Origin of the sequence: Bacillus sp. AP8 (assembly GCF_000321185.1) — a bacterium.
Taxonomy (GTDB): domain Bacteria; phylum Bacillota; class Bacilli; order Bacillales; family DSM-1321; genus Bacillus_AD; species Bacillus_AD massilioanorexius.
Window position 1 is genome coordinate 1 of sequence record NZ_CAPG01000008.1, and the last position, 24310, is coordinate 24310.

The following is a 24310-nucleotide window of genomic DNA, read 5'->3' on the forward strand; positions in this document are numbered from 1 at the left end:
GTAAAGCCCTGTTAACGGAATAAGATAGTTTATATAAAATTAATATTTTTTTAAAAATCAGTATTTCCATCTATAATGACCCGCAATAGGTTGTTTATAAGAAGTTAATTTAATCTCCGATGCAAAGGGAGGAGTGTTATGAATTAAATACGGTATTCCATCTTTTGTGCGTTTATCAGAAATGATACCTACGTGGTCTGTGCCCTCCAAAAAGACAACAATATCACCCGGTTGCCACTCCGCTAAATTCTCTGGATCATTTGGAATTAATTCAGTCGTCAGAGATTCAGTGAAACGTTGAAAAAAGACATACTGATTTGGAACCCGTCTAAAATCAATATGAGAATCAGGATTTCCCTCTACCCTTGGATATAATGATGTATGTTCATCAATATCTTTATCCATTAAATCTTTTAAATCAATACCAGCTCCAGCTAGTCCTCGCCAAATAACATCTGTACAAACACCCTCACTAGCCGGTGGATAGCCACCTTCATAATAAGCACTCTTGTATTGTGTTCGATTTTCTACTTCTTTCCTTGCAGCTTCTACTATATCTAATGGATCAGCCACACCATTCTGATTAGTATCAACTTGGCTATATTTTTCTTCTACTATTATTTCTTTAGTTAAAAAATGATCAAGATGAATACCTACCATATCCAAAATCAGACCGTCCCTAAAAAACACAGAAAATAATGGTATCATCACTATCAATACCAAACAAAAAATCAAAAATATTTTTTTAACCCCCATTTATTCCACCCTAACTCTCTTTTCCTAATTTTAACACAATTATCAAATAAAGTTATTTAACTAACCTGCCCCGTTAGTCGCATAACAAAAAGAAGCTGATCACAGCTCCTTTTATTGAAGTAATGCCCCAGTTTGTTTAAGTACATTTATTCACAAATAAAAACTGTTTATAAACAAAGTAGTTTTATTCGATATAGGAATGATACCCTTTAACTATTTACTACTACTTATTATTAAGAATTGTCTCTTTAAATCCCTTTCTATTTAGATATAAGATATTATTATTTGAAAATAAATATAAAAAATTGAAACGTTTTACATAGGTTGTTCATCTAACGTTTATATGAAAGGAGGGATTCGAGCTGAATACAAAAAAACTAGTTCGAAGTGCTAAAACTGGTTCTAACGAAGCTTTTCAAGAATTGATGGATAAAGAAAAAGTACGTCTTTATAAAATTGCTTATGTATATGTTAAGAACGAAGAAAATGCTTTAGAAATCTTTCAGGAAACTGTTTATAAAGCATATGTCTCGATTAAAGATTTAAAAGAAGAAAAATATTTTTCTACGTGGATTACTCGAATTCTAATTAATACGGCATATGAACATTTAAATAAGAACAAACGAGTGATTCCTTTTGAAAATAATGCACTGGAAAGAAAATTAACTAATAATGGTACTGTTGATAGCTTTGTTTCACAATTAGTGGAAGAATCAGAGCTATTGAGGTATATAAAAGAATTGGACGTTAAATATAAAACCGTAATTATATTACGCTTTTATAAAGATTATACAATCAAACAAATATCCTCCATTCTTGAATGTCCCGAAGGTGCTGTTAAAACAAATATTCACCGAGCCATTTCAATCTTACGTGATAAAATGAAGGAGGATTATGCAAATGAAAGAAGGTTATAATAACATCAAAACAGAAATTGATTCAATAAATGTCCCTGTACATAAGCTAGATGATATTATTAAAAATACGATTAATGAGAATAACATCACACCTAAAAAGTCAAAAAGAAAAATTGTAAGATATGTTGCTATGGCTGCTACGATAGGGTTTGGCGTATTGATAGGTTCGGCTTATGTGTCTCCAGTTATGGCTAATGTCGTATCTCAAATACCTGTTATTGGTTTTCTGTTCGGAGATGTAGGTGATGAAGGTTTAGAAATTGCAGGAAAAACCGGTTTGTTTGAAACGGTTAATCAAACTCAAAAAGATAATGGTATTACCTTAACAATTAATGAAGTTTTTTATGATGGAACTCGATTGAGCTTAAGTTATTCACATAAATCTTTATTAGCTCTAGGTGAATTAGAAAAGCCTACAATTCGTATTAATGGCAAAGAAATTAACTTTAGTGCTGGATATTCAGGTAATTTCATCAACCCTCAACATTATGCTGGTGTTATGGATATAAATCCAGTTGAGGAGTTACCAAAGAATTTCACAATGAGTGTTTCTTTTGATAGCGTCGGTTTAATATCTGGAAAATGGGAGTTTGAATTTCCAGTCAGTCAGGTAAATGGTTTAAAGGTTGTTAAACCTGATGAAACAAAAATTATAAACGGGAAAAAAGTAACGATAAATTCTTTAAAATTTGGATCTTTGGGGACAGATCTATCAGTTGATATAATTGAATCTTCCGACAGAGATGAGTTACATTTTAATATTATTGATGAAAATGGGGAGGCTTTAACAATTCAATCTGGTAGTGGCTCTGGAGAAGAAATTGACGGAACACAGCATATGAATTATCAATTCACGTATTCACCATTACAAAAAGGAATAAAAGAAGTGACCGTTATTCCTTATATGATACCTTTAGAATCTGAAACGATAAACCAAAAAGTGACCGCATCTTTAGATGAAGAAAAGCTGCCGATTACATTAGATCAAGGTGATATTGGTAAAATTATAGTTACGGATATAGAGCGAGAACAAGATAAAGTAATTATGTATTTTGAAGTAAAAAGCGCGTTTGTATTTGATAGGAACTTTAATGGGAATCGAATTTGGTTAGAAGATAAGAAAGGTAACGACTTAACTATCGATACAAAACCTTATGCAACACGTATTAAAGGCAATTTGTATATGCAAGAATTTAAAGTAGATAAGAAAGAAGAGTTGAAGATTGCTACAGTAGAATTCCCGATGCCGATTATGTATGAAGGTTTTAAAGTGACTTTACCATAATGTTTTACGTAGGAGCTGTAACTATGACAGCTCCTTTTTATGTGTAACAACACTAGCTTATGTACTTGTTCTTTTGTAGTTCAAATTCGGGTACATACATTTAGCTTCTAAGATACTAGAGAAGTTGAGTTTCTCCCACCCCTAAATTACATTTTTTACCATTTTTCTTATTCAACTATTCTGCCCCGTTAGCGCGATAACAAAAATAAGACTGTCTATTAGTAGCCTTGATCTTCAGCTCTAGCACCCATTAGCTCAATAAGACAGTGTTGTAGACTATTATTTTTGAAGATTTTTTCTCATAAGAGATGCTATCTCGATATTATCTTGATTAGAAGTTCTTTCTAACTGCTCGATAATTAACTTTTGTCGTTCCATAGGGTGGTTTTGACTTAATTTAGCTTTCGCTTCAACTTTTGTGATTTTGATTTTGAACGCTACAATACCTTTACTCATTCCCTCAATAAAACGGGGTTCTACTTCATTCAAACTGTATGGACTTTCAGGACTTTCATATTTGTTAACTGATTCATTTAAAGAATCGAATATCACTTTGTCATCTTCAAGAATCTCCATCTTTCCATATAAATGTATGGCTACATAATTCCAAGTAGGTACTGCTTTAGTTGTTTCGTACCAAGAAGGTGAAATATAGCAATGCGGACCTTGGAAAACTACCAGAACCTGTTGGTTTTCTGCATCTTCCCACTGTTTGTTCGGACGTGCGAAATGTCCATATAAAGTGCTTTTATCTTTACTTAATAATAATGGAAGGTGCGTAGCGTACGGTTCTCCATTATGCTGAGAGAACAAAGTTGCGAAGCCATACCTTTCAATAAAGTCATAAATAATATTGCTATCGTTGATTTCAAAATGTTTAGGTATATACATAGTCATCCTACCTCGTATTAATTTAATTTAAATATATTTACATTTTATAGATAATTTAAACAATTTAATAGTGCCAGATTTAATAATTGTTTTAGTACCAATGTTTATATTTCTAATGAAACTAACCTGACCCGATAGTCCAATAAGCACTTTATAAAAAAAGCGTCAATCCTTATTGGATCAACGCCCCAGATAGTTTAAGTACATATTTTCACAAACTTAGTTTGTTAATACTTTTAAAATCCTTATTTGTTTCCATAATATTGGTGCTAAAAAACCTAATGGCATTAATAATAAAATATTGCTGCCTACATTTCTCACAATTTGTCCAATCATAAATGGAACATCGCCATCATAAGCGATACCTATTTGACTAATATTATAAATAAATGATTTAAGAGGTATAATATTTATTGAAAGAATAACATTTTCAATATTAGCCTTAAAACCTATCGGGAACGGAAATAAGGTCACGGAAACGACCATACATATGTATACTACAAAAGGGAATCCTATTTAAATACCTACTTATTAAATTTGTTAATGTAAAGACTTTATTATGATAATTAATACTTTCTACCTAAATATTCGGTATTAAATTCTTAAAAACAGTATCTATTTTACTGAAATTTAAAAACCTATTGATAACATTTGTTAAAAAATGGTATTTTATTATTGTGTTAGTTATTAATTAGATTAGGAGCTGATTCAATAATGGGTATTGCATTCAATATTTGTAAATGGCCTCCAGGACCTATACAAAAAGCTAGAGCAGAGGAGCTAGCAGTACTAACTCAAGAAACATTAGCAAAAATCTACTAGGAACCGCACAATTTGATAAGGCAGGGCAACACTATTGGCTTGCTGAAATTTCTGAAGGAAAGAAAGCCATCAATAAAGCATTTCAATATTTATTCGATGCTAAAGAAGACTTGGAAGAAATGTTGAAAGTAGAGTTTGAAATGTATAATGCAGCATCCAAAATTGAAGAAGTTGACGAAGAACTATTCTATAATTATCAACACCTTGATGATATGTTCAGAACACGTGTTAGAGGAATAGAGCATTGTATTCAAGTAATTGATCACCTTCAATTTGTTCAAGCTGAGAAACATTGTCTTGAAAGCTTAAATAATAATGATATACGTGGTATATATAAAGCTGTATCTAATCCTGCCAGAGAGTTAGTAGAGGCAGCACTTCATCTACATAAAGAGACTCTAAATCATTCAAAAACAACTCACGAAACATCAGATCTATTAAAAACTATTTATGGTCTAACACCAGTTAGTAACGGCCTTTAATTTGAAGACTAAATAATACATCAAAGCCGGGGATATCCCGGCTTTGATGTATTAGAAAGGAGAAATCATTGAAATATAGTTGGTTAGTAAAAGGTGATTTTTTCAAATTGTGGTCTAGCACTTTATTATCTCAATTTAGTTCTAATCTATTTTTCTATTCTCTTATTTGGTGGACATTAAGTGAGGGAGAAAATTTATTAACTGGAAGTACTATAATTGCTATTGGGGCAGCCATTACTTTATTTCTCTCGCCTATATCTGGATGGTTATCAGATCGTTTTCATAGGGGGAGATTATTAGCTATTGTAGATAGCTCATTATGTTTTATGTTCATTGTTTTAGTGTTTTTTTCAGAATTTGCAAATTTTCAATCAGGATTAATTGTTTTATTAAGTCGTATAATTATTTCTGCTGGATTAGGTTCAACTGATGCTGCCGCAAGATCACTTATACAACAAACAATAAAAGAAGAACAATTAAACCGAGCACTAGGATTTCAAGAATCACTAAGTCAAATTTCTCACTTAATATCCCCAGCTATCGCTGGATTTCTAGTATATTCTATAGAAATTAGTGGTGTATGGATAACTTGTGGAATTTTATTTGCAATCTCAGCATTTTTAAAGTTTTTCTTAAATGATTATGAAAATAAAGATAAAAATATTAATTTTAGTGCAACTAACTTATTTTCTGGTTTTAGTAGAATTAAAAATAATAAACCGCTACGCACATTATTATATGGCACATCTATTCAACAATTATTATTTAGTGGGTTCTCAATTTATTTAGCTATTTGGAGTACATTTTTATTGAAAAATAACGAATGGGTAAGTGGAATGTTACAAACATTTTGGGCCGTTGGATCTTTCTTAGGCGCTATTCTGGTTGTATTTATATTGAAAGTTCAGAATATCAAACCTTTAAGCGTTTGTTTAACTTTATCATTAGCCTTACTTGTAGGACCTCTTGGTTTTACTGAAAATATTTATATAGCTATTACCTTATTAGGTTTAGCTGGATTAGCAAGTGGCATTCTTAATGTATATTTAGAAACACATCTGCAACAACAAACAACTCCAGAACATAGAGGTAGAGAAATTAGTGCTTTCTTTGCTATAAATAATGTCTTAATGCCATTTGGATATGCGCTTGCGGGAATATTAGCTAAATTAATACCGCTTAAATTTCTATTTTTAGTTGTTGTTATACCAATTCCAGTAATGGCGATTTTTATCTTTAAATCTTTTACTGCAGCACATTCAATAAAAAAATTAAAAGAAGAGGTACCTTTAAAAACTTAAGTCCATAAAATTGTATAGTGATTCTAGAAGGTATAATCAAATTACAATAAAAAAATTTGTCCATTATCAATAGCTAAAGAACGAACAAGGACAGTACACATTAGTCATGAAGAAATATTGATTGACCTTTTTCTTTTGACTCTAGAATACTAGAGGTAGCCGAGGTAGAACGAAAGCATCTGTGAGATTTAAAGCCCGTAAACTAAACTGTTCTCCCTCTACTTATAGAAACATGATTGATGCTGGTTGGAGCATTAATTCTTTAAAACTCCTTCTTCAATTAACCTGCACCGATAGTTGCATAACAAAAAAGAGCTGTTCCAGACCTTGATATCAGCATAATAATCAGTTCATTATTCATTACAGGAATGCTGCCCCTTTTGTTGAATAAAGAAAAAGAAGCATAGTTATAGCTTCTTAAAGAGGGCGTATAGGAAAAATATTAATTAGGCTATCCAAAGTATTCAAATGCTAAGACGATGAGATAAAGTGGAAGACCAACAATTAACATTCCTATAAAAAAGTAACAAAGACTTGTAATAATAAATTTCAGAAAGTCATAAAATCCTCCTGCTAAATCGTCAATAAACTTTAATATATGAATCACTCCTTATCGTCTTCATTACCTGATAAACAAGCTATTAGAATTAATTTAATTGTAACATTTTGTAAATCAAAAAGTAAGCTTTCTTCCGCTAACCTGCCTAGTTTAATAAGAACAAAATGTATTAGAGCAACAATCTTTTAGAACAAAGCCTTTCAAAAAAGTACGCCATATAAAGCTTAGGAGCCTCGCAAAAGTGATTTTAATCATTTTTGCGAGGCTCCTTTCATATTAACTCACCTGTTCAATATTTTGTTCTGACAATGGTTCTTGCTTCGGATGAATAAAGCTCTTTTTCATCCATTTTTTAGATTTCCATCTATGAAGCATCAGAATTCCACGTAGCCATTCATCGGCTATGAAGGCTATCCATATTCCGAATAATCCCCAACCAAGATAAATACCAAGGAAGTATGACAGCGTTACAGAAACACCCCACATCGATAGAATGCCAACGATTACCGGGAATCGTACATCGCCAGTAGCACGTAATGAATTAATGATAACAATATTAAAGGCTCTGCCAGGCTCTAATATAATCGTCATCCACATTAAGAGGCTTCCGATAAGCAAGATGCTTGGATTGTCTGTAAAGATTGAAAGCAAAGGCTTTGAGAAGATGGCAAAGACGAGCGCACAAAGAAAGGATATTAGAATAGACAGTCGTAGACTTTTTAAACAACGACTATAGGCTTCGTTATACTGTCTTGCTCCTATTTGATGGCCAATTAAGATTTGGGTTCCCTGAGCTAGTGCTATAGCAAATAGGTAGATAAACATCATTAAATTTGTCGTATATACTCTTGTAGTTAAAGCTTCTGTACCAAGTGATGTAATGAAAAATGTAATAACCATTTGAGAACCATTATAAGAAAGCTGTTCACCAGCTGCTGGTATACCGATTTCTAATAGGTTTTTTAAATGAACAAATGGCATTTTAAACACTTTGAAAAATTCTAGTTTTTGAGGGATGCGTTTTACTAATAGAATCATAATAACGACAAAACCTATGAATCTACTGAAGCTAGTTGAAATGGCAACACCTTCTACTCCTAGAACAGGGAATCCAAATGGTCCAAAAATAAATAAATAGTTTCCTATAATATTTAATATATTCATTCCAATTGTGACAAACATAGAATCACGAGTAAAGCCGTAGCTTCGAATAATAGCCCCAGCAGTCATAATGATTGCCTGCATGAAAGAAAATCCACCAACAATACTTAAGTAAGAGTCGGCCTCGCCCATTAATTCCGGAGGTAAATCCATTAGTTGCAAGAGATTACGGCTAGCTAAGAAGACAGAGATACTCAATACTAATCCAAATAATAAATTGGTTACTAAGGAAATAACAGATATTTGTGCAGCAGCCAATGGATTTTTTGCTCCTAAATTTTGAGCGACTAGGATTGCTGTACCAGCTGCAATAAAACCAAACATGACTATAACGAGTGATAAAATTTGGTTTGATACTCCAACAGCAGCAACTGAGTTATCAGAGTATAAACTAAGCATTAACGTGTCGGCATTCCCCATAAGCATATAAAGGAAGAATTCGATAAATAATGGCCAAGTCAATGAGAATAAAGATAAGTTTTTATGATTATTAATGGTCATATATTTCTCCTTGAAAATGTACTGTCTTGATGAATAGGAAAGAATAAATTTGATGAATATGGTTATTGGATAGGTTGAAAATGTATGTTTTATTAGTGTGTGGATGAATCCACATTTACTCATATTATTATGATTAAGGAAGAGATGCAATGAGTTTTTTAATAAAAAAATTAGTAATAATATGCAATCAAAATGATTTGGGATATGTCTAGACGTAAAACAAAAGAAGTAGTTTTTCTTTTGGGTATAGAGTTATTTCATTTCGACTCTAGTTTTTATTCAACGAATCATTTTACAACAAGATTTTTTTATTTCGTAAGTTTTCCCCGCTACAGGATGCTTGCTTTACGTGGAACGGTCAGTAGTTCTGCACCTTCCGATCAATTACGATTTAATATATAAAAGAGTCAATTTAATGAAATAATGACAAAATTATTATAAAAACCCATATTTAACTATTTTATTGTTTGACGATACCCACTTTAAAGAGATAATCTTAAAAGCGTAGTAGATAATGAACAGGGGGAGCGGAAGTTGAACAAAAAGGTGTTATATGTGTTACTTGTTCCATTTCTTCTTTTCTATTGCTTACCAGTTCAAGCACTGGAAAAAGAAGAAAGATTATGGCAGGATGAAACAGTTTATTCCATATTAGTGGATCGTTTTTTTAATGGTGATTCTAAAAATGACAATAAAGTAAATACTCAAGATTTATATGCATATAACGGTGGCGACTTCCAAGGTATTATTGATAAACTTGATTATTTAAAGGAATTAGGTTTTACGACGATTTCTTTGTCATCTATTTTTGATAATGAAGAAAATAGCTATCAAGGTCAAAAAGTAATAGATTATTATAAAACGGAAGAGCATTTTGGCAGTTTAAATACATTTAAAAAGCTTGTGAAGGAAGCACATAAACGTGATTTAAAGATAATGATAGAGTTTGTGGCTGATTCAGTTAGCGCAAAGCATGCTTGGACAAAAGATGCTACGAAGAAGAATTGGCTAATGGAAAATACAAAGCTAAATTATTCTAATCCTGAAGTACAAAAGTATGTAGTGGATGTTGCTAAATGGTGGATTAACGAAACCAACATCGATGGATATTATATAAACAATGTTATGGATGTTCCACAAGAATTTTGGATGGAATTTTCAAAAGAAATTAAGGCTGTGAAGACTGATTTCTTTATCGTGGGAAATACATCTTCTAAGCAATTAAATCAAACTGCTACTTATCAGAAGTTTGGATTTGATGGCATGGTGAATTCACCATTAATTTCTTTTCAACGAGATGCATTTAGCAAGGTAGATGTGAATATGAATGCAGCTTTAAAAACTACTGAAGAAAGTATAGAAATCTATGAAGATTCAAATCAAAATGCAACTGTACTAGATGACCAATTGTTACCTAGATTTACAAGAGATATAGTTGATCATAAACAAAATCCAGGTACAAGATGGAAATTAGCTCTTACTTATTCATATACCACACCGGGAATTCCCTTTATATTTTATGGTTCAGAAATTGCACTTGATGGTGGTGACGTTCCTGATAATAATAGATTAATGGGATTTAAGGCAGATAAAGAATTAATAGATTATATGACTAAATTAGGTGAGCTCAGACAACAATTACCTGCTTTAACTAGAGGCACTTTCGAACTTCTATTTCAAGAAGATGGTTTAGCTGTTTATAAAAGAATGTACAAAAATGAAGTGATAGTAGTTGTAATAAATAATACATCAAAAACTCAAAACGTTACTTTAAGTAGCGAGCTAATAGAGAACAATAAAGAATTACGAGGTTTATTAGCAGGAGATTTAGTACGTGAGGATGATAGAAAATATGAAATCGTAATCGATCGAGAAAAAGCAGAGATTTATGCTCTCGCAGACAAAACAGGTATTAAAATTGGATATATTTCTGCCATTATTGCTGTATGGGTTGTATTTGCATTGTTCATCTTTCTCGTAATGAAACGTTCTAATAGAAATTCATAAGTTATAGTACAACAAAGACTTAAAATAATTTAAGAGATCTTTTATGATTAGAACGATCTTTCTATTGTTTGTAAAAAATTTAAAATGATGTCGGTCGCTATGTAAAACGTATAACATCAGCTTTGTTAAAGAAATATAAAATACACTAACAATTTTTAAAAAAACGCCATATAAAGCGTAGGGGCTGTCTGAAAAGTGATCAGAAATTACTTTTCAGACAGCTCCTTTTTATATATTAAGAAGATCTGGCTTCAGTTGAAGGTGTATTTATTATTTCCGTTTCATTCTTTGGTTGATCAACAGTAGGTTGTGGATTTGGATTAAATTCGTTTTCCATTTTTGATACAACTACTGTTGCTACACTGTTACCAATTAAATTAGTAATTGCGCGAGCTTCTGACATGAATCGGTCAACACCTAATAAAAGAGCAATACCTTCTACAGGAATCATAGGGAAGGCTGCTAACGTAGCAGCTAATGTAATAAACCCAGATCCAGTAACACCTGCGGCCCCTTTAGATGTTAGCATTAAAACCCCTAATAAATAGATTTCTTGCCAAATAGTTAGGTCAACACCATATGCTTGTGCAATAAATATAGCAGCCATAGATAAGTAAATGGAGGTGCCATCAAGATTAAATGAGTAGCCAGTTGGGACAACTAATCCAACAACTTGCTTTGAGCATCCAAAGTTTTCTAAACGTTTCATAATACCTGGTAAAGCAGATTCAGAAGAAGATGTTCCAAGAACTAATAGGATTTCTTCTTTAATATAAGCAATGAATTTAAAAATGTTAAAACCGAAGAATTTTGCAATACTACCTAAAACGATAAAAATGAATAGGAACATTGTTAAATAGACGGATCCCATAAGCTTACCAAGGTTAATAAGAGATTCAATTCCGAAGTTTCCAATTGTATATGCCATTGCGCCAAAAGCAGCAAGTGGTGACAGCTTCATAACCATATTGACTATTTTAAAGAATATTTCTGATACATTTTCAAAGAATGTAATAACCGGTTTTGCTTTTTCACCAATAGAAGCAGCTGCAAGACCGAATAAAACAGCAGAGAAGAGAACTGGGAGTAATTGTCCGCTAGCAAGAGCACCAATTACATTCTCTGGAATAATGCTCATAATAAAGTTTACAAATCCATGCTCACTTTCAGCAGCTTGTTGAGTATATTGAGAAATGTCTCCTCCACTAATATTGTCTGTGTTTAACCCTTTACCTGGTTGAATAATATTAACTACGATAATACCAATTGCTAATGCAATAGTAGAAATAATTTCAAAATATATTAATGCTTTTCCCCCGATAGTTCCAACCTTTTTTAGATTTCCCATACTGCCAATTCCGATTACTACAGTTAAGAAGATAATTGGAGCAATCAGCATTTTTATTAACTTAATGAAGATATCGGCTAATACTTTCAGTTGTGCACCGAATTCTGGGAAGATAGCACCTACTAAAATACCAACAAGAATACCTGTAATAACTTGTACTGTAAGATTTTTGAAGTTTATCTTCAAAGTTAACCCCTCTTTTCGTTATGACTGTTACCGCTTTCATATTATTGTTATATAATAGCTGAAAAAAATAGTTCTGTGTTATTATGGTTATAAAGGTCTTTTTGGTCTTTTTGGTCATGAATAGAAAGTTTCATAATCTAAGAGTAGGTAAGTACATTTTTAAATATTTGGTTTTGTTATAGTTCGTTGTTGATTTGACTCCAATCCGTTCGCTTTTCATGGGCGTTTGTTAGCATCCTTGCTCATTTACACTGTGGGCATTGTCTTTATTGCTTCTCCCATAGGAGTCTCACGGATTTCTGTCTATTTTGTCTATTAAAAAATCAACAGTATCGTATAATAGAGATGAATATTTAAAAAAGTGGAAATTTAGATAGTTAATAGAATGGGAGGATAAGTTTATGAGTGAACAGTATAAGAACATACTTGTTGCAGTGGATGGTTCAGATGTATCTAATAAAGCTTTTCAAAAAGCGATTCATATTGCATTGAGAAATCATGCGAAATTGATTATTGCAAATGTGGTAGACCCTGTTACATCTCCTGGAATGGAAGGATATCATAAATCAATATTGGAATCTTGTAGGAAATACGGAGAAAAACTTTTAGATGTACATAAACAAGAAGCCATTGATGCAGGCTTAGATCAAGTTATAACAGAAATAGAATTTGGCTCTCCTAAAGTGAAACTAGTAAAAACAATTGCTAAAAAACATGAAATCGATTTGATTGTTTGTGGAGCACAAGGATTGAATGCAGCAGAACGTTTTGTATTAGGAAGTGTTTCTGAATACATTGTTCGTCACGCTAATTGTGACGTAATTGTTGTTCGTCAATAATATGAAAGAGAAATAGTATAAAGCTGCTTTGATTATAGTTATCAGAGCAGCCTTTTTGATGGAAAAAAGTACTGGTTAGAAACGATATAGTTTTGAAGAATGTTTTGTTGTCTATTTTAAGCGCCAAACGTCTTTGAGGACATAAGACAAGCCTATTAGAATGTCAAAACGCAACCTTCTAATAAGCTTGTGTATACTGAATGGGGATTTTACATGGTATAGGTCATAACGGCATTGCCATACGAAGTGGCTCTCCATGATGTATCTCCTATTTCAATTCTTTTTGGATATCTTTAATTAAGTGTGAGTTGATCTCAGTTTGATAATGACTATACAACGGAGACCATTTTTTGGTCCAAGCTTCTTTTTGCTTGTCGGTTAGTGTAATTATATTGATATCGGAATTTTGTAGAATTTTTTCTAAACTATCTTTATTCATTTGTTCAGATACTTTTAAATTCCATAAAGTTGTTTCATTGAGTGTCTCTATTAGTTGATTTTGAAGCTCTTTTGAAAGACTGTTCCAAAAGTCTTCATTCATCATGACGGCATATCCTAAAAATCCATGATAGCTTAAGGTCATATATTGTTGTACTTTATAGAAGCCTTTTGAATATATATTTGAACTCGTATTTTCTCCTGCTTCGATTTGATGCTTTTCTAAGGATGAATATACTTGGTCAAAAGAAACATCAACAGGTTTCGCCTGTAATAATTGATATTGTTCTTGAAGCATTTGGCTAGACATTGTTCTTATATGTACATTTTTAAAGTCTTCTGGTTTAATAAGCGGTCTATTGTTAGATGTCATATGCTTAAACCCGTTACTCCAGAGTGCTAAACCCTTTATATTCTCATTTTCCAACATATCTAATAGTTTCTTGCTGACATCTCCAGTGAAAAATTTATGAATGTCGTCATAGCTATTAAAGAGGTAAGGAAGGTCAAGTACCTGCCATTCAGGAATCATTTCTGTTACGTTAGAGATAGAAGGGGCAATCATTTGAATGTCTCCATGTTGCAGTGCATTCATTTCTTCGCTATCAGAATAAAGCATACTATTTGGATAAATTTCGACCTTTATTTTGCCATTCGTTTTTTTCTCAACTAGTTCAGCAAATTTACTTACGGCTAAACCTTTTGGTGTATTCTCAGCGACTACATGGCTGAAACGGATGACAATTTGTTCATGTAATCCTGCCTGTTCATAATCAACAGGAATGTCTGTCTTTTTTACGATGTCTTGTTTATAACCAATATATACAAGAAGTATGAGTATGACGAAGAAGGATGTTGCCATAAAGTATTTCAATATTCATTCACTCCGTATAATGTTAATCTTCTTAATATTCTATCATGTTTTTAAGTGTTACAATGAATGAAAACGTCTACTTCATGATAAGAGAGGATTAATGAGCATGAGAAGAATTTCGATTAACTGGAAGATAATGGCCCTTACTTTCTTCGTCATTGCTTTTTCATTTTTAGTTGCAGGTATATTTGTTTTAGGAAATGTACTTGATATAAAGGAAAAAGAGCTGAGTACTCAAGCCATGTTGATGGCTCGAACTGTTTCTGAATTACCTGAAGTACAGAAGTATTTGAAAGAAGGCTCAGTTGGCGAAAATAACATTAATCCAATAGTTGAAAAAATTCGAGTCATTAACAAAGCAGATTACATTGTAGTCTTAAATATGGATCGAATCCGTCTCTCACATCCAGTGAAAAAAATGATCGGAACAAAATCAAAAACAGCGGATGAAAGTGCTGCTTTTGTTGAGCATACTTATACATCAAAAGCAAAAGGGGAAGTTGGTACGGTAGTGCGAGCTTTCGTTCCAATAATTGATGAACAACATAAACAGATTGGTGTTGTTGTTTGCGGGTATTTATTACCAACGATATGGGAGATAATCATGAGTATCAAAAAAGAAATTCTGATTACTACTATGTTTTCTTTAATTTTTGGTGGTTGGGGAGCCTGGAGTCTAGCTCGACATATGAAAAGGCAAATGTTTGGACTTGAGCCTCATGAAATTGCCAAAATATATGTTGAAAGAAACGAAACATTTAACGCAATGCATGAAGGGATTATTGCAATTGACAATCATTTAAAAGTAACAATCTTTAATAATAAAGCAAAAAAAATACTAGGTGTAAATCAAAAGGGAGATTTAATTGGTATGTCTATTTACGAGATTCTACCTGATTCACGTTTACCAGAAATACTAGATTATAATTATCCTATTTATAATAAAGAACTTCAAATTAATAATCATAATATTCTTAGTAACCGTATCCCTATCGAAGTCAATAATAGAACGGTTGGGGCAGTTGCAGTATTCCAAGATCGAACAGAAGTGAAAAAGCTTGCTGAGGAATTAACGGGAGTTAAGGCTTTTGTACAAGCGTTACGAATACAAAATCATGAGCATAAAAATAAGCTACATACAATTGCTGGACTTTTACAATTAGGAAATTATGATCATGCCTTGGAATATATTTTTCAGGTTAAAGAAGAACAAGAGGAATTAACGAAATTTTTAAACGAAAAAATAAAAGATGATAATCTGTCGGGATTGCTTTTAAGTAAAATCGGACACGGAAAAGAATTAGGCATTAAGGTCGAAATAGATAGGCATAGTCAATTAACAAGTTTTCCAAAGAATCTAGATCAGCATGATTTTGTTATTATCATTGGAAATCTAATAAACAATGCATTTGATGCTTTTCAAACAACTACAATTGAAGATAAAAAAGTATTTATTAGCATTGATCAGGATGAAGCATTACTTTCTTTGTTAGTAGAGGATAATGGAATCGGAATGGATGAACAAACAGTTCAACAAATATTTAAGCAAGGTTTTTCAACTAAAGGAGGAATCGAAAGAGGAATAGGACTATATTTAATCAACGAGATTGTAAAAAAAGGCAAGGGAACAATCGAGGTAGACAGCATTCCAAATGAAGGAACGAGCTTTCTCATTACTTTTGACATGTAGGGGTGATGAATGTGGAAATGATTTCAGTGCTACTAGTAGATGATGATCCGATGGTTAGAGAGGTAAACCGTCAATTTATAAATCAAGTAAAGGGCTTTGAAGTAATTGGATTTGCTAGTAATGGCGTAGAAGGAATAAAACAAATTGGGGAACTAAAACCGGATCTGGTTTTCATGGATATTTTTATGCCTGAACAGGACGGTTTGCTAACAATAGAAAAGATTAGACAAGATCAAAACAAAGTAGACATCATTGCCGTTACAGCGGCAAATGATATGAAAACCGTTCAGCGAGTTCTCCATTTTGGTGTATTTGATTATATTATGAAGCCATTTACATTAGAAAGAGTGAAACAAGCACTTAATAGCTTTTATACGTATAAACAACAATTGCTGAATAAGGATGAACTGACACAAGAAGAGTTAGATCATATTTTACATCATCCACGTGTAAATCAGGATAATCAAGTAGCTTTAGAATTACCGAAAGGGTTGAATCCTACAACACTTGAAAAAGTGGTTACTTTTATTAGCTTACAAACCGAGCCAGTATCAGCTGAAGAAGTTTCTAAAGGTGTTGGTTTAGCACGTGTTACAGCAAGAAGATATTTGGACTACTTAGAAAAGCAACATAAAGTAAAAATCGTCATGGAATATGGTGGTATAGGTCGACCTGTCAATCAATATATGGTTGTAGATTAAGTAATGACTTTTATATTTTATGTGGAATAAGAATAAACGGATTCAAAAAACGTAGGGGCCACTGAAAAGTGATAATAAATCATTTTTCAGATAGCCTCTACATTATGTTATTTTATAAATGATCTGTTGATTTAGAATATTGATGTTTACCTGCTTTGAAATTTTGATCTACTTGTTCATTTCTAGCTGCATTTCGAGCATTATGGTCTTTTGCTTTTTTGTTATTATCTTTCGTATTAGCCAATATATTTACTCCTTTCAAATGATTATCCTTCATAGTGTTTATCATTTTGAAAGGAAGTATGTATATTAAGCTTGTTCTGGCAAACGATTTAAGAAGAAAATGGCGATTGTTCCTGGTCCTGCATGAGATCCTACCGTAGAGCCAATTAATTCAATATCAAAAGAAGTTGTGCCAAATGCTTTTTCTATTTCACTTTTCCATTCCATAGCTGATTGTAAATCGTCACCGTGACTAATTCCAATGGTTTGTTTATCTAGCTGTACACCACGTTCTTTCATGATTTCTAATGTGCGCTTAATCAATTTCTTTTTACCACGGATTTTTTCTAAAGGTATCAATTTGCCATCGTCTACATGAAGAAGTGGTCTTATATTTAAAAGTCCACCCACAAATGCTGAAGTCTTTGAAATACGTCCACCTCTTGCTAGATATTCTAGATTATCTACTGTAAATAGATGCTCCATATGTTGTGAATAGAATTTTGCTTGTTCAACAATTGTTTCTTTAGAAGCACCTGAGTTTGCTAATTCAATGGCTCTTTTTACAACTAAGCCACAGCCTAACGAAGCACATTTCGTATCGATAATTTCTAAATCAAGATCTGGATATTCCTCTTGGACTTGTTCTTTAATCATAACAGCGGTTTGATAGGTTCCTGAGAGTTCAGAGGAAAAGGCGATATAAACAGCAGGTTGTTTAGTTTTAGCTAGTTCAATGAACGTTTTTTGGAAAAATTCAGGGGATGCTTGCGAAGTTTTTGGAGCAGCTCCATTTTTCATTGCATCGTAAACACGTTTACTTTGTATTGTTATTCCATCTTCATAATCTTTACCTTCAAGATGTACATTTAATGGAATGAATGTTGCGTGATTTTCTGTTATAAAAGATAAAGGTAAATCACTAGCACTATCAGCTAAAATATGTATTTTCACAATTTCACCTTCTTAAAAATAGTTTTTTTTGAAATGTACTTATATCATGTAATATTATAAATAAGTTCTGTATTTAGTTTATCATTGGTAAAAATATTATGAAAGAATGTTGTTTACATTTAATGCTGTAACATGAAAAATAATAAGAAGAAAATGAATGTATTTATTTAAAACAGATAAGAAAGCAAAAACATCTTGAAAATTGTTAGTACTTCAACTTATTACATAAGAAGGTGCGTATGTTTTACTTATTAATACATATTAAAATGGAGGAACTGTTTTGTATCAAAGAGAGGCAAAAAAATTAATTATAGTCGCTATTGGGGCACTGTTAAATGCCATTGCTCTAAATTGGTTTTTAATACCGGCTAATGTTTATGCGAGTGGCTTTGCTGGAGTCGCTCAATTAGTTTCAAAGATTGTGGAAAGCTTTACACCGTTTACGCTTTCTACAGGGATATTGCTTTTTGCATTAAATGTACCAGTAACGATTTTAGCTTGGAAAAAGGTAGGGAAATCCTTTACTTTTTACAGCTTTTTAAGCGTTTTGCTAATGTCATTATTTCTTGAACTTATCCCAATTCATCAATATTCAGAAGATATTATTTTGAATGCTGTTTTTGGTGGGGTTATTGGTGCTGCAGGAGTAGGAATTACATTGAAGTATGGTGCATCAACAGGTGGAATGGACATTATTGCGATGGTGCTTTCTAGAATGAAGGATAAGCCAATAGGTTCTTACTTATTTCTCATTAACGGAATGATCATTGTAACGGCTGGTGTTTTATATGGAGCCGAGAAGGCATTATACACTCTTGTAGCGTTATACGTAACAACGCGAGTAATCGATGCTATTCATACACGTCATGAAAAATTAACTGTGTTCATTGTGACGAAAAAAGCAGAAGAAATGAAAGTAGCTATTCATTCAAAAATGGTTCGAGGAATTACAATGATTCCCGCAAAAGGAGCCTTTACGAACGAAGAGAAGGATATGCTTATGATGGTTATCACTCGTTATGAATTATATGATTTAGAGAGAGTAATTAAAGAAGTCGATCCAAAAGCTTTCACTAATATAGTTGAAACAACTAATGTTTTCGGGTTTTTCCGAAAGGATTAGAACATTGTGCTAACTCTATCAAAAAAAAAGAAAAGTGGAGCTATGAGAAGCACTTGTAAGAAGTTATTTTTAGTATTGCAATTGTAAGGCAACCACTTTTCTAAATATAAAGTTTTATCTAGGTTTATCTTTTTACACTTTCTATTTTAAGGGGAAATTTTACTTCTAAGCTTATTCTCATTTTGTAATTTATTAATAGCTTTATGTAGGTAAGATTTTCCCCGGATTCATGATATTATTAGAATCAATTAATTGCTTTATGTCAATCATAAGTTCAAGTGCATTACCGTGTTCTTGTTTTTGAAACTTCTTTTTACCCAAACCTACCCCGTGCTCACCTGTACATGTACCTCCGTATGAAAGGGCCAAATTGACAATCATTTCATCAATCTCTTCCATCTTTTTAATTTGTGCTAAATCATTTGGATCGTACACTATTATCGTATGAAAATTTCCATCACCTATATGTCCAAGTACTCCTCCCTCTAATCCAGCTTCATCAATGATTGTCCTTGCAAAAACGACAATTTCAGCTAATTTCGAAATTGGAACACAAACATCGGTGCCTCCTACCTTAAATTGAGCATTTTGATGTCTAAAAGCATACGCTAAATCATGACGTGCTTTCCATAGAAGAGTTCTTTCCTTAGAATCAGTCTCGCAAATCCAGTCTTTACTACCAAATTCTTCAGTAATCATTTTGACTAAAGCAGAATCCTCTACAATTCCACTTTCATTTCCGTGAAATTCAAAAAACAAGGAAGACGAAATAGGATAATCCGTTCCACTGTACTCGTTAACTTTTTTCATACTGATATGATCAACCAGTTCCATACGAGCAATAGGAATTCCTGCTTTTAATATCGACTGAGCAGCTTGAATGCACGAGGAAATATTCGGAAAAGAACATCGAGCAGCTAAAATAGCTTCTGGAATTCCATGCAGTTTCAAAGTGATTTCTGTAAAAATACCCAAAGTTCCTTCTGAACCAACAAATAAACCATTTAGGTGATATCCAGAGGATGATTTCTTCGCCTTGGAACCCGTTTTTATAACTTTTCCATTTGGTAAAACAATCTCTAAATTTAAGACTTGATCTCTCATTGTTCCATACCTTACTGCAGCAGTTCCACTTGCATTTGTAGCTACCATTCCTCCAATTGTAGCATCTGCACCTGGATCGATTGGAAAAAAGAGTCCATGTCTATTCAACATGTGGTTCAGTTGTAATCTAGTAATTCCAGGCTGTACTGTAACTAATAAGTCATCAGGCTGAAAAGAAATGATTTGATCCATATTTTGAAAATTAATGCTAATACCTTTTTTTATTGGGATAGCTTGTCCTTCAAGTCCTGAACCCGCTCCATATGGAACTATTGGTATTCCTTTCTCGTTTGCCAAACAAACGATCTTTATAATTTCATCTCTACTAGAAGGAAAAACTACTAAATCTGGTTCCACTGCTGGATGATAGGATTCATCCTTACTATGTTGATATAGTTGTGTTTCATTCTTACTCACTTTTTCATGACCAAGGATTTCAACAAGTCTTTGATACAAGTTAAACACCTCTATCTTATAATTATTTTATTTTTCAAAAAACTATTTACTTTTAATATACCAAATATTATCATTTCTGTATACAGTATACAATTTTGTATATCGGAGGAATATAATGAAAAAGATTGAAAAAGAAAAATCGCTAGGAGAACAAGCATATAGCATTATTAAACTGTCTATAATATCTGGCGACTTACATCCTGGTGACGCTTTACCAGAAGAAAAGATTGCTAAACATTTGGGTATAAGTCGAACACCTTTACGAGAAGCGTTTCAGCGACTAGCAAACGAAGGATTAATTTATATGAAAAAAGGAAGACCAGCAATTGTTGCCTCTTTCACTTTAGAAGAAGCATTGGAATTGTTAGAAGTAAGGAGAATAATGGAGATTCATAATCTTGAAATGATCGAACCATATATCGATGAGCCATTTATTCTCGAATTAGAAGAGTGTATTGAACAGCAAGAACAAACTATTAAAGACATAAACTATCAAACATTTATTGATTTAGATCTTAAATTTCATTTACTTCTTGCTAGCAAAAATAAAAATAAAAAATTTGTTGAATTAATTAAAGATTTAAATAATGGCGTAAATAGAGCGTTCCTTTTGTTATCTCATACACTCCCAATTAGCGCTTATGATGCTGTAGAAGAACATAAATTAATTGTCAATGCTTTAAAAAATATAAATATTTCATGTGCTAAACAAAATATGGAATATCACATTCATGAAATTGGCAAGCGTATTCAAACATACTTAAAATAGGAGGATTATTTATGAAAAAGCTTTTAGGTTTACTAGTGTTAATTGTTGTATTACTTGTAAGTGCATGTGGAAGACCTTCTAGTACAAATTCGAGTGGAGAAACGAAAAATGGAGAAAATAAAGGCAACGAAAAGTATGTCATTCGCATAGCTCATCTAGTTCCTGAAGAACAATCGACTCATGTTGCTGCACTATCATTTAAGAAAAATGTGGAAGAGCGCTCTAATGGACGTATTGAAGTCCAAATCTATGCAAACGGTTCTCTATATCCTTCTGACCGTGAAGCTATTGAAGCTGTTCAGCTTGGTAATATCGAAATGACTATTCCAGCAGTTGCTCCACTCGCATCCTTCAACAAAAAATTTATGGTTTTTGACCTTCCGTTTCTATTTAACTCAAATGAAGCAGCATACAAAACTCTAGATGGAGAAGTAGGACAGCTTTTATTAAAAGATCTTGAAAATAACGACTTAAAAGGACTTGCGTTCGCAGAAAATGGATTTCGTCATATGTCGAATAATAAAGGGCCGATTGAAAGTCCTTCAGATCTAGCTGGATCGAAGTTCCGTACACTTGAAAACCCTGTACATACGGATACTTTTAAATCTTTTGGGGCGAATGCCTCACCATTCTCATTTGGTGAATTATATACAGCATTACAACAAAAAACATATGACGCAATGGAGTGTCCTATCTCATTATATTATTTAAACAAATTCTATGAAGTTCAAGATTATCTGACTCTAAGTGGACATGTGTACGCTGCTACCATTCTATTAATGAATAATGACTTTTACAATAAGTTACCTGAAGATTTACAAAAAATTGTTATGGATGCATCAAAAGATTATCAAACTGAACAACGTGAAATTGCTCAAAAACAAGATGTTGAATTTCTAGATAAACTAAAGGAAAACGGTATGAAAGTTAATGAATTAACAGATAATCAAAAAGATGCTTTCAGAGAAGCTTCAAAAGCTATCTATGATAAATATACTTCAGAAATTGGAAAAGACATTGTAACAAAAGCTCTTGAAGCGAACAAATAATTAATTTAAGAAAGCCTATATTAGTTAATAGGCTTTCTTCTACAAAATATTACCTCTTCAGTTGCTCTACCAATTAAAATTCAGAAAGGAACATTCTATGAAAATGAAAGATAAGTATATTGAAGAAATCTTCTTAGTATTCACAATGATAATGATGGTTATTTTAATATTTATCCAAGTTGTAGGTCGGTATATTTTCAATGAAGCACCTAGCTGGACAGAAGAATTATCACGTTATATTCATATTTGGCAAGTTTGGATCGGAGCTAGTTATGCAGTTCGACTCAGAGAGCATATTCGTATAGAAGCATTTGTAAACTTGTTTTCATTGTTAGGTAGAAAAATTTTTGAAACATTATCGATTATTGTTTGGTTTTTATTAGCATTATTCTTGGCTGTGATTGGAACGCAGCTAGTTCTTAGCAGTTTGAAAAATGGACAACTCACTCCTGCTATGCAGCTTCCTATGTGGATTCCATTTTTAGCAATTCCTTTGGGTGGTCTAGGAATGGCGCTTCGATTAATTCAACAGTTATGGATAATTTGGAGAAAGTTACCGTCTAATTCAAAAGAAGGAGGGAACTTGATTTGACAGTTGCCGTACTTTTTATATCACTTTTTGTTTTTCTATTAATTGGTGTGCCAATTGCAATTGCCTTAGGTGCTTCTGCACTATTAACTATTTATTTTACTACGACATTACCATTAACAATAATGACACAAAAAGCATTTACAGCACTTGATTCCTTCCCTTTATTAGCTATTCCATTTTTTATGCTAGCTGGTATCTTAATGGGAAAAGGAGGAGTTTCAAAACGCCTCTTAACCTTAGCAACTATGCTTGTTGGATGGATGGTTGGGGGACTTGCCATGGTAACTGTAGTAACTTGTATGTTCTTCGCAGCTATTTCAGGTTCAGGACCAGCAACCGTTGCAGCTATTGGATCGTTTATGATTCCTTCTATGAAAGAAAAGAAATATGATGAAGGATTTGCAGCTGCAATTACTGCCGCCGCTGGTTCGATTGGTGTAATTATTCCACCGAGTATTCCGTTTGTTATGTATGGCGTTATCGGTGGTGTCTCTGTTGGCGGCATGTTCTTAGCAGGAATACTTCCAGGAATACTTATCGGAATTGGGCTAATGGCTGTTTCTTTTATCATTTCTAAGAAAAAAAATTACAAACCTGAGACAACTGTTAATTATTCCTTCAAAGAAGTATTAAAGGCATTATGGGATGCAAAATGGGCTTTAATGATCCCAGTCATCATTTTAGGAGGGATTTATGGTGGCATTTTTTCACCAACAGAAGCAGCTGTTGTTGCTGTCGTTTACGGAACAATTATCGGAATATTTGTACATAAAGAAATGACGATAAAAGATATTTATGAATGTATTCGAGAAGCTACTGTCATTAATGCAACAACAATGATAATCGTCGGATTGTCTATCTCTTTTGCTTATATTATGACACTTGAACAAATTCCTAACAGTATTGCTAGTTTCATAACGGATTTATCAAGTAATCCGATTGTGATTTTGATTGTCATTAACATTTTTTTATTAGTTGTTGGAATGTTTATAGATACAATATCTGCTTTAGTTGTATTAACACCTATTCTTCTACCTATTGTAACTGCTGTTGGGGTAGATCCAATTCATTTCGGTGTTATTTTAGTTGCGAATTTGGCAATAGGTTTTATTACTCCACCACTTGGTGTAAATTTATTTGTTGCTTCTAGTGTTAGTGGTGTTCGTATAGAAAGAATTGTAGTTGGTATATTACCATTCTTACTATCTATGCTTATTACATTATTGATTATCACATTTATTCCAGCACTATCTACATGGTTACCAAACTTCTTACAATAACGT

General features: G+C 32.7%; 21 protein-coding genes and 1 pseudogene. 13 read left to right on the forward strand and 9 right to left on the reverse strand.

Annotation, left to right across the window (positions count from 1 at the left end):
* Positions 1-57 precede the first annotated feature (57 nt).
* On the reverse strand, positions 58-660 hold the full coding sequence (locus tag BN349_RS01190) for a DUF1287 domain-containing protein (RefSeq protein WP_232423498.1): 603 nt from the start codon (positions 658-660) through the stop codon (positions 58-60).
* A 521-nt stretch (positions 661-1181) separates the two neighbouring features.
* Here BN349_RS01190 and BN349_RS01195 point away from each other — a divergent pair.
* Both BN349_RS01195 and BN349_RS01200 read left to right on the forward strand, forming a co-directional pair.
* The gene (locus BN349_RS01195; RefSeq protein ID WP_019240440.1) at positions 1182-1673 is read left to right on the forward strand and encodes a sigma-70 family RNA polymerase sigma factor; all 492 of its coding nucleotides are present in this window, start codon (positions 1182-1184) and stop codon (positions 1671-1673) included.
* The gene (locus tag BN349_RS01200; RefSeq protein WP_019240441.1) at positions 1657-2958 is read left to right on the forward strand and encodes a DUF4179 domain-containing protein; all 1302 of its coding nucleotides are present in this window, start codon (positions 1657-1659) and stop codon (positions 2956-2958) included. Before BN349_RS01195 ends, BN349_RS01200 begins: the two co-directional genes overlap by 17 nt.
* 279 nt (positions 2959-3237) lie before the next feature.
* Here the strand turns inward: BN349_RS01200 and BN349_RS01205 are convergent, their stop codons facing one another.
* Both BN349_RS01205 and BN349_RS23025 read right to left on the reverse strand, forming a co-directional pair.
* A complete protein-coding gene (locus BN349_RS01205) occupies positions 3238-3849 on the reverse strand; it encodes an FMN-binding negative transcriptional regulator (RefSeq protein WP_019240442.1) in 612 nt (203 codons plus the stop codon).
* A gap of 234 nt (positions 3850-4083) precedes the next feature.
* Positions 4084-4365, reverse strand: a pseudogene (locus tag BN349_RS23025) (VanZ family protein); the annotation flags it as partial.
* 425 nt (positions 4366-4790) lie between these two features.
* Here BN349_RS23025 and BN349_RS01220 point away from each other — a divergent pair.
* Entirely contained in the window at positions 4791-5153 is a 363-nt protein-coding gene (locus BN349_RS01220; RefSeq protein ID WP_019240445.1) for a hypothetical protein, read from the forward strand.
* Between the two features lie 68 nt (positions 5154-5221).
* Positions 5222-6454 carry an MFS transporter gene (locus tag BN349_RS01225; RefSeq protein WP_019240446.1) on the forward strand — a complete coding sequence of 411 codons (1233 nt, stop codon included), beginning with the start codon at positions 5222-5224 and terminating at the stop codon, positions 6452-6454.
* Between the two features lie 835 nt (positions 6455-7289).
* Here BN349_RS01225 and BN349_RS01230 read toward each other — a convergent pair.
* Entirely contained in the window at positions 7290-8675 is a 1386-nt protein-coding gene (locus tag BN349_RS01230) for an MATE family efflux transporter (protein ID WP_019240447.1), read from the reverse strand.
* Positions 8676-9209: 534 nt separating this feature from the next.
* On the opposite strand from BN349_RS01230, the gene BN349_RS01235 reads away from it, so the two are divergent.
* Positions 9210-10682 (forward strand): alpha-amylase family glycosyl hydrolase, encoded by a 1473-nt coding sequence (locus tag BN349_RS01235; RefSeq protein WP_019240448.1) that lies wholly within the window; start codon positions 9210-9212, stop codon positions 10680-10682.
* A gap of 235 nt (positions 10683-10917) precedes the next feature.
* On the opposite strand, the gene BN349_RS01240 is transcribed toward BN349_RS01235, so the two are convergent.
* Positions 10918-12216, reverse strand: a complete 1299-nt coding sequence (locus BN349_RS01240) for a dicarboxylate/amino acid:cation symporter (protein WP_019240449.1) — start codon at positions 12214-12216, stop codon at positions 10918-10920.
* Positions 12217-12617: 401 nt separating this feature from the next.
* On the opposite strand from BN349_RS01240, the gene BN349_RS01245 reads away from it, so the two are divergent.
* Positions 12618-13055: a universal stress protein gene (locus BN349_RS01245; protein WP_019240450.1), complete on the forward strand. Its 438-nt coding sequence runs from the start codon at positions 12618-12620 to the stop codon at positions 13053-13055.
* Between the two features lie 268 nt (positions 13056-13323).
* On the opposite strand, the gene BN349_RS01250 is transcribed toward BN349_RS01245, so the two are convergent.
* Positions 13324-14367 (reverse strand): DctP family TRAP transporter solute-binding subunit, encoded by a 1044-nt coding sequence (locus tag BN349_RS01250; protein ID WP_019240451.1) that lies wholly within the window; start codon positions 14365-14367, stop codon positions 13324-13326.
* 106 nt (positions 14368-14473) lie between these two features.
* Here BN349_RS01250 and BN349_RS01255 point away from each other — a divergent pair, with 106 nt between their 5' ends.
* Complete coding sequence (locus BN349_RS01255; RefSeq protein ID WP_019240452.1) at positions 14474-16057, forward strand: ATP-binding protein; 1584 nt, start codon at positions 14474-14476, stop codon at positions 16055-16057.
* Positions 16058-16074: 17 nt separating this feature from the next.
* Positions 16075-16758 carry a response regulator gene (locus BN349_RS01260; protein WP_026089110.1) on the forward strand — a complete coding sequence of 228 codons (684 nt, stop codon included), beginning with the start codon at positions 16075-16077 and terminating at the stop codon, positions 16756-16758.
* 112 nt (positions 16759-16870) lie between these two features.
* Here the strand turns inward: BN349_RS01260 and BN349_RS25690 are convergent, their stop codons facing one another.
* Positions 16871-17002, reverse strand: coding sequence for a DUF3941 domain-containing protein (locus BN349_RS25690; protein WP_019240454.1), 132 nt, complete (start codon positions 17000-17002; stop codon positions 16871-16873).
* Positions 17003-17067: 65 nt separating this feature from the next.
* Entirely contained in the window at positions 17068-17934 is an 867-nt protein-coding gene (locus BN349_RS01270) for a DegV family protein (RefSeq protein ID WP_019240455.1), read from the reverse strand.
* Between the two features lie 280 nt (positions 17935-18214).
* On the opposite strand from BN349_RS01270, the gene BN349_RS01275 reads away from it, so the two are divergent.
* The gene (locus BN349_RS01275; RefSeq protein ID WP_019240456.1) at positions 18215-19057 is read left to right on the forward strand and encodes a YitT family protein; all 843 of its coding nucleotides are present in this window, start codon (positions 18215-18217) and stop codon (positions 19055-19057) included.
* A 201-nt stretch (positions 19058-19258) separates the two neighbouring features.
* Here the strand turns inward: BN349_RS01275 and BN349_RS01280 are convergent, their stop codons facing one another.
* Positions 19259-20617 carry an FAD-binding oxidoreductase gene (locus tag BN349_RS01280; RefSeq protein ID WP_019240457.1) on the reverse strand — a complete coding sequence of 453 codons (1359 nt, stop codon included), beginning with the start codon at positions 20615-20617 and terminating at the stop codon, positions 19259-19261.
* A 115-nt stretch (positions 20618-20732) separates the two neighbouring features.
* Here BN349_RS01280 and BN349_RS01285 point away from each other — a divergent pair, with 115 nt between their 5' ends.
* The 4 genes from BN349_RS01285 (at position 20733) to BN349_RS01300 (ending at position 24307) form a co-directional block, all read left to right on the forward strand.
* On the forward strand, positions 20733-21386 hold the full coding sequence (locus BN349_RS01285) for a GntR family transcriptional regulator (protein WP_019240458.1): 654 nt from the start codon (positions 20733-20735) through the stop codon (positions 21384-21386).
* Between the two features lie 11 nt (positions 21387-21397).
* Positions 21398-22435, forward strand: a complete 1038-nt coding sequence (locus tag BN349_RS01290) for a TRAP transporter substrate-binding protein (protein WP_019240459.1) — start codon at positions 21398-21400, stop codon at positions 22433-22435.
* 97 nt (positions 22436-22532) lie between these two features.
* On the forward strand, positions 22533-23027 hold the full coding sequence (locus tag BN349_RS01295; protein WP_019240460.1) for a TRAP transporter small permease: 495 nt from the start codon (positions 22533-22535) through the stop codon (positions 23025-23027).
* Positions 23024-24307 (forward strand): TRAP transporter large permease, encoded by a 1284-nt coding sequence (locus BN349_RS01300; protein WP_019240461.1) that lies wholly within the window; start codon positions 23024-23026, stop codon positions 24305-24307. Before BN349_RS01295 ends, BN349_RS01300 begins: the two co-directional genes overlap by 4 nt.
* Positions 24308-24310: the final 3 nt, after the last annotated feature.

Bases quoted from the DNA above. Each gene is read 5' to 3' on its own strand.
- BN349_RS01190 (WP_232423498.1), bottom strand. From the start codon at position 660: ATGGTAGGTATTCATCTTGATCATTTTTTAACTAAAGAAATAATAGTA.
- BN349_RS01195 (WP_019240440.1), top strand. From the start codon at position 1,182: ATGGATAAAGAAAAAGTACGTCTTTATAAAATTGCTTATGTATATGTT.
- BN349_RS01200 (WP_019240441.1), top strand. From the start codon at position 1,657: ATGAAAGAAGGTTATAATAACATCAAAACAGAAATTGATTCAATAAAT.
- BN349_RS01205 (WP_019240442.1), bottom strand. From the start codon at position 3,849: ATGTATATACCTAAACATTTTGAAATCAACGATAGCAATATTATTTAT.
- BN349_RS01220 (WP_019240445.1), top strand. From the start codon at position 4,791: ATGTTGAAAGTAGAGTTTGAAATGTATAATGCAGCATCCAAAATTGAA.
- BN349_RS01230 (WP_019240447.1), bottom strand. From the start codon at position 8,675: ATGACCATTAATAATCATAAAAACTTATCTTTATTCTCATTGACTTGG.
- BN349_RS01245 (WP_019240450.1), top strand. From the start codon at position 12,618: ATGAGTGAACAGTATAAGAACATACTTGTTGCAGTGGATGGTTCAGAT.
- BN349_RS01255 (WP_019240452.1), top strand. From the start codon at position 14,474: ATGAGAAGAATTTCGATTAACTGGAAGATAATGGCCCTTACTTTCTTC.
- BN349_RS01260 (WP_026089110.1), top strand. From the start codon at position 16,075: ATGATTTCAGTGCTACTAGTAGATGATGATCCGATGGTTAGAGAGGTA.
- BN349_RS01285 (WP_019240458.1), top strand. From the start codon at position 20,733: ATGAAAAAGATTGAAAAAGAAAAATCGCTAGGAGAACAAGCATATAGC.
- BN349_RS01290 (WP_019240459.1), top strand. From the start codon at position 21,398: ATGAAAAAGCTTTTAGGTTTACTAGTGTTAATTGTTGTATTACTTGTA.
- BN349_RS01295 (WP_019240460.1), top strand. From the start codon at position 22,533: ATGAAAATGAAAGATAAGTATATTGAAGAAATCTTCTTAGTATTCACA.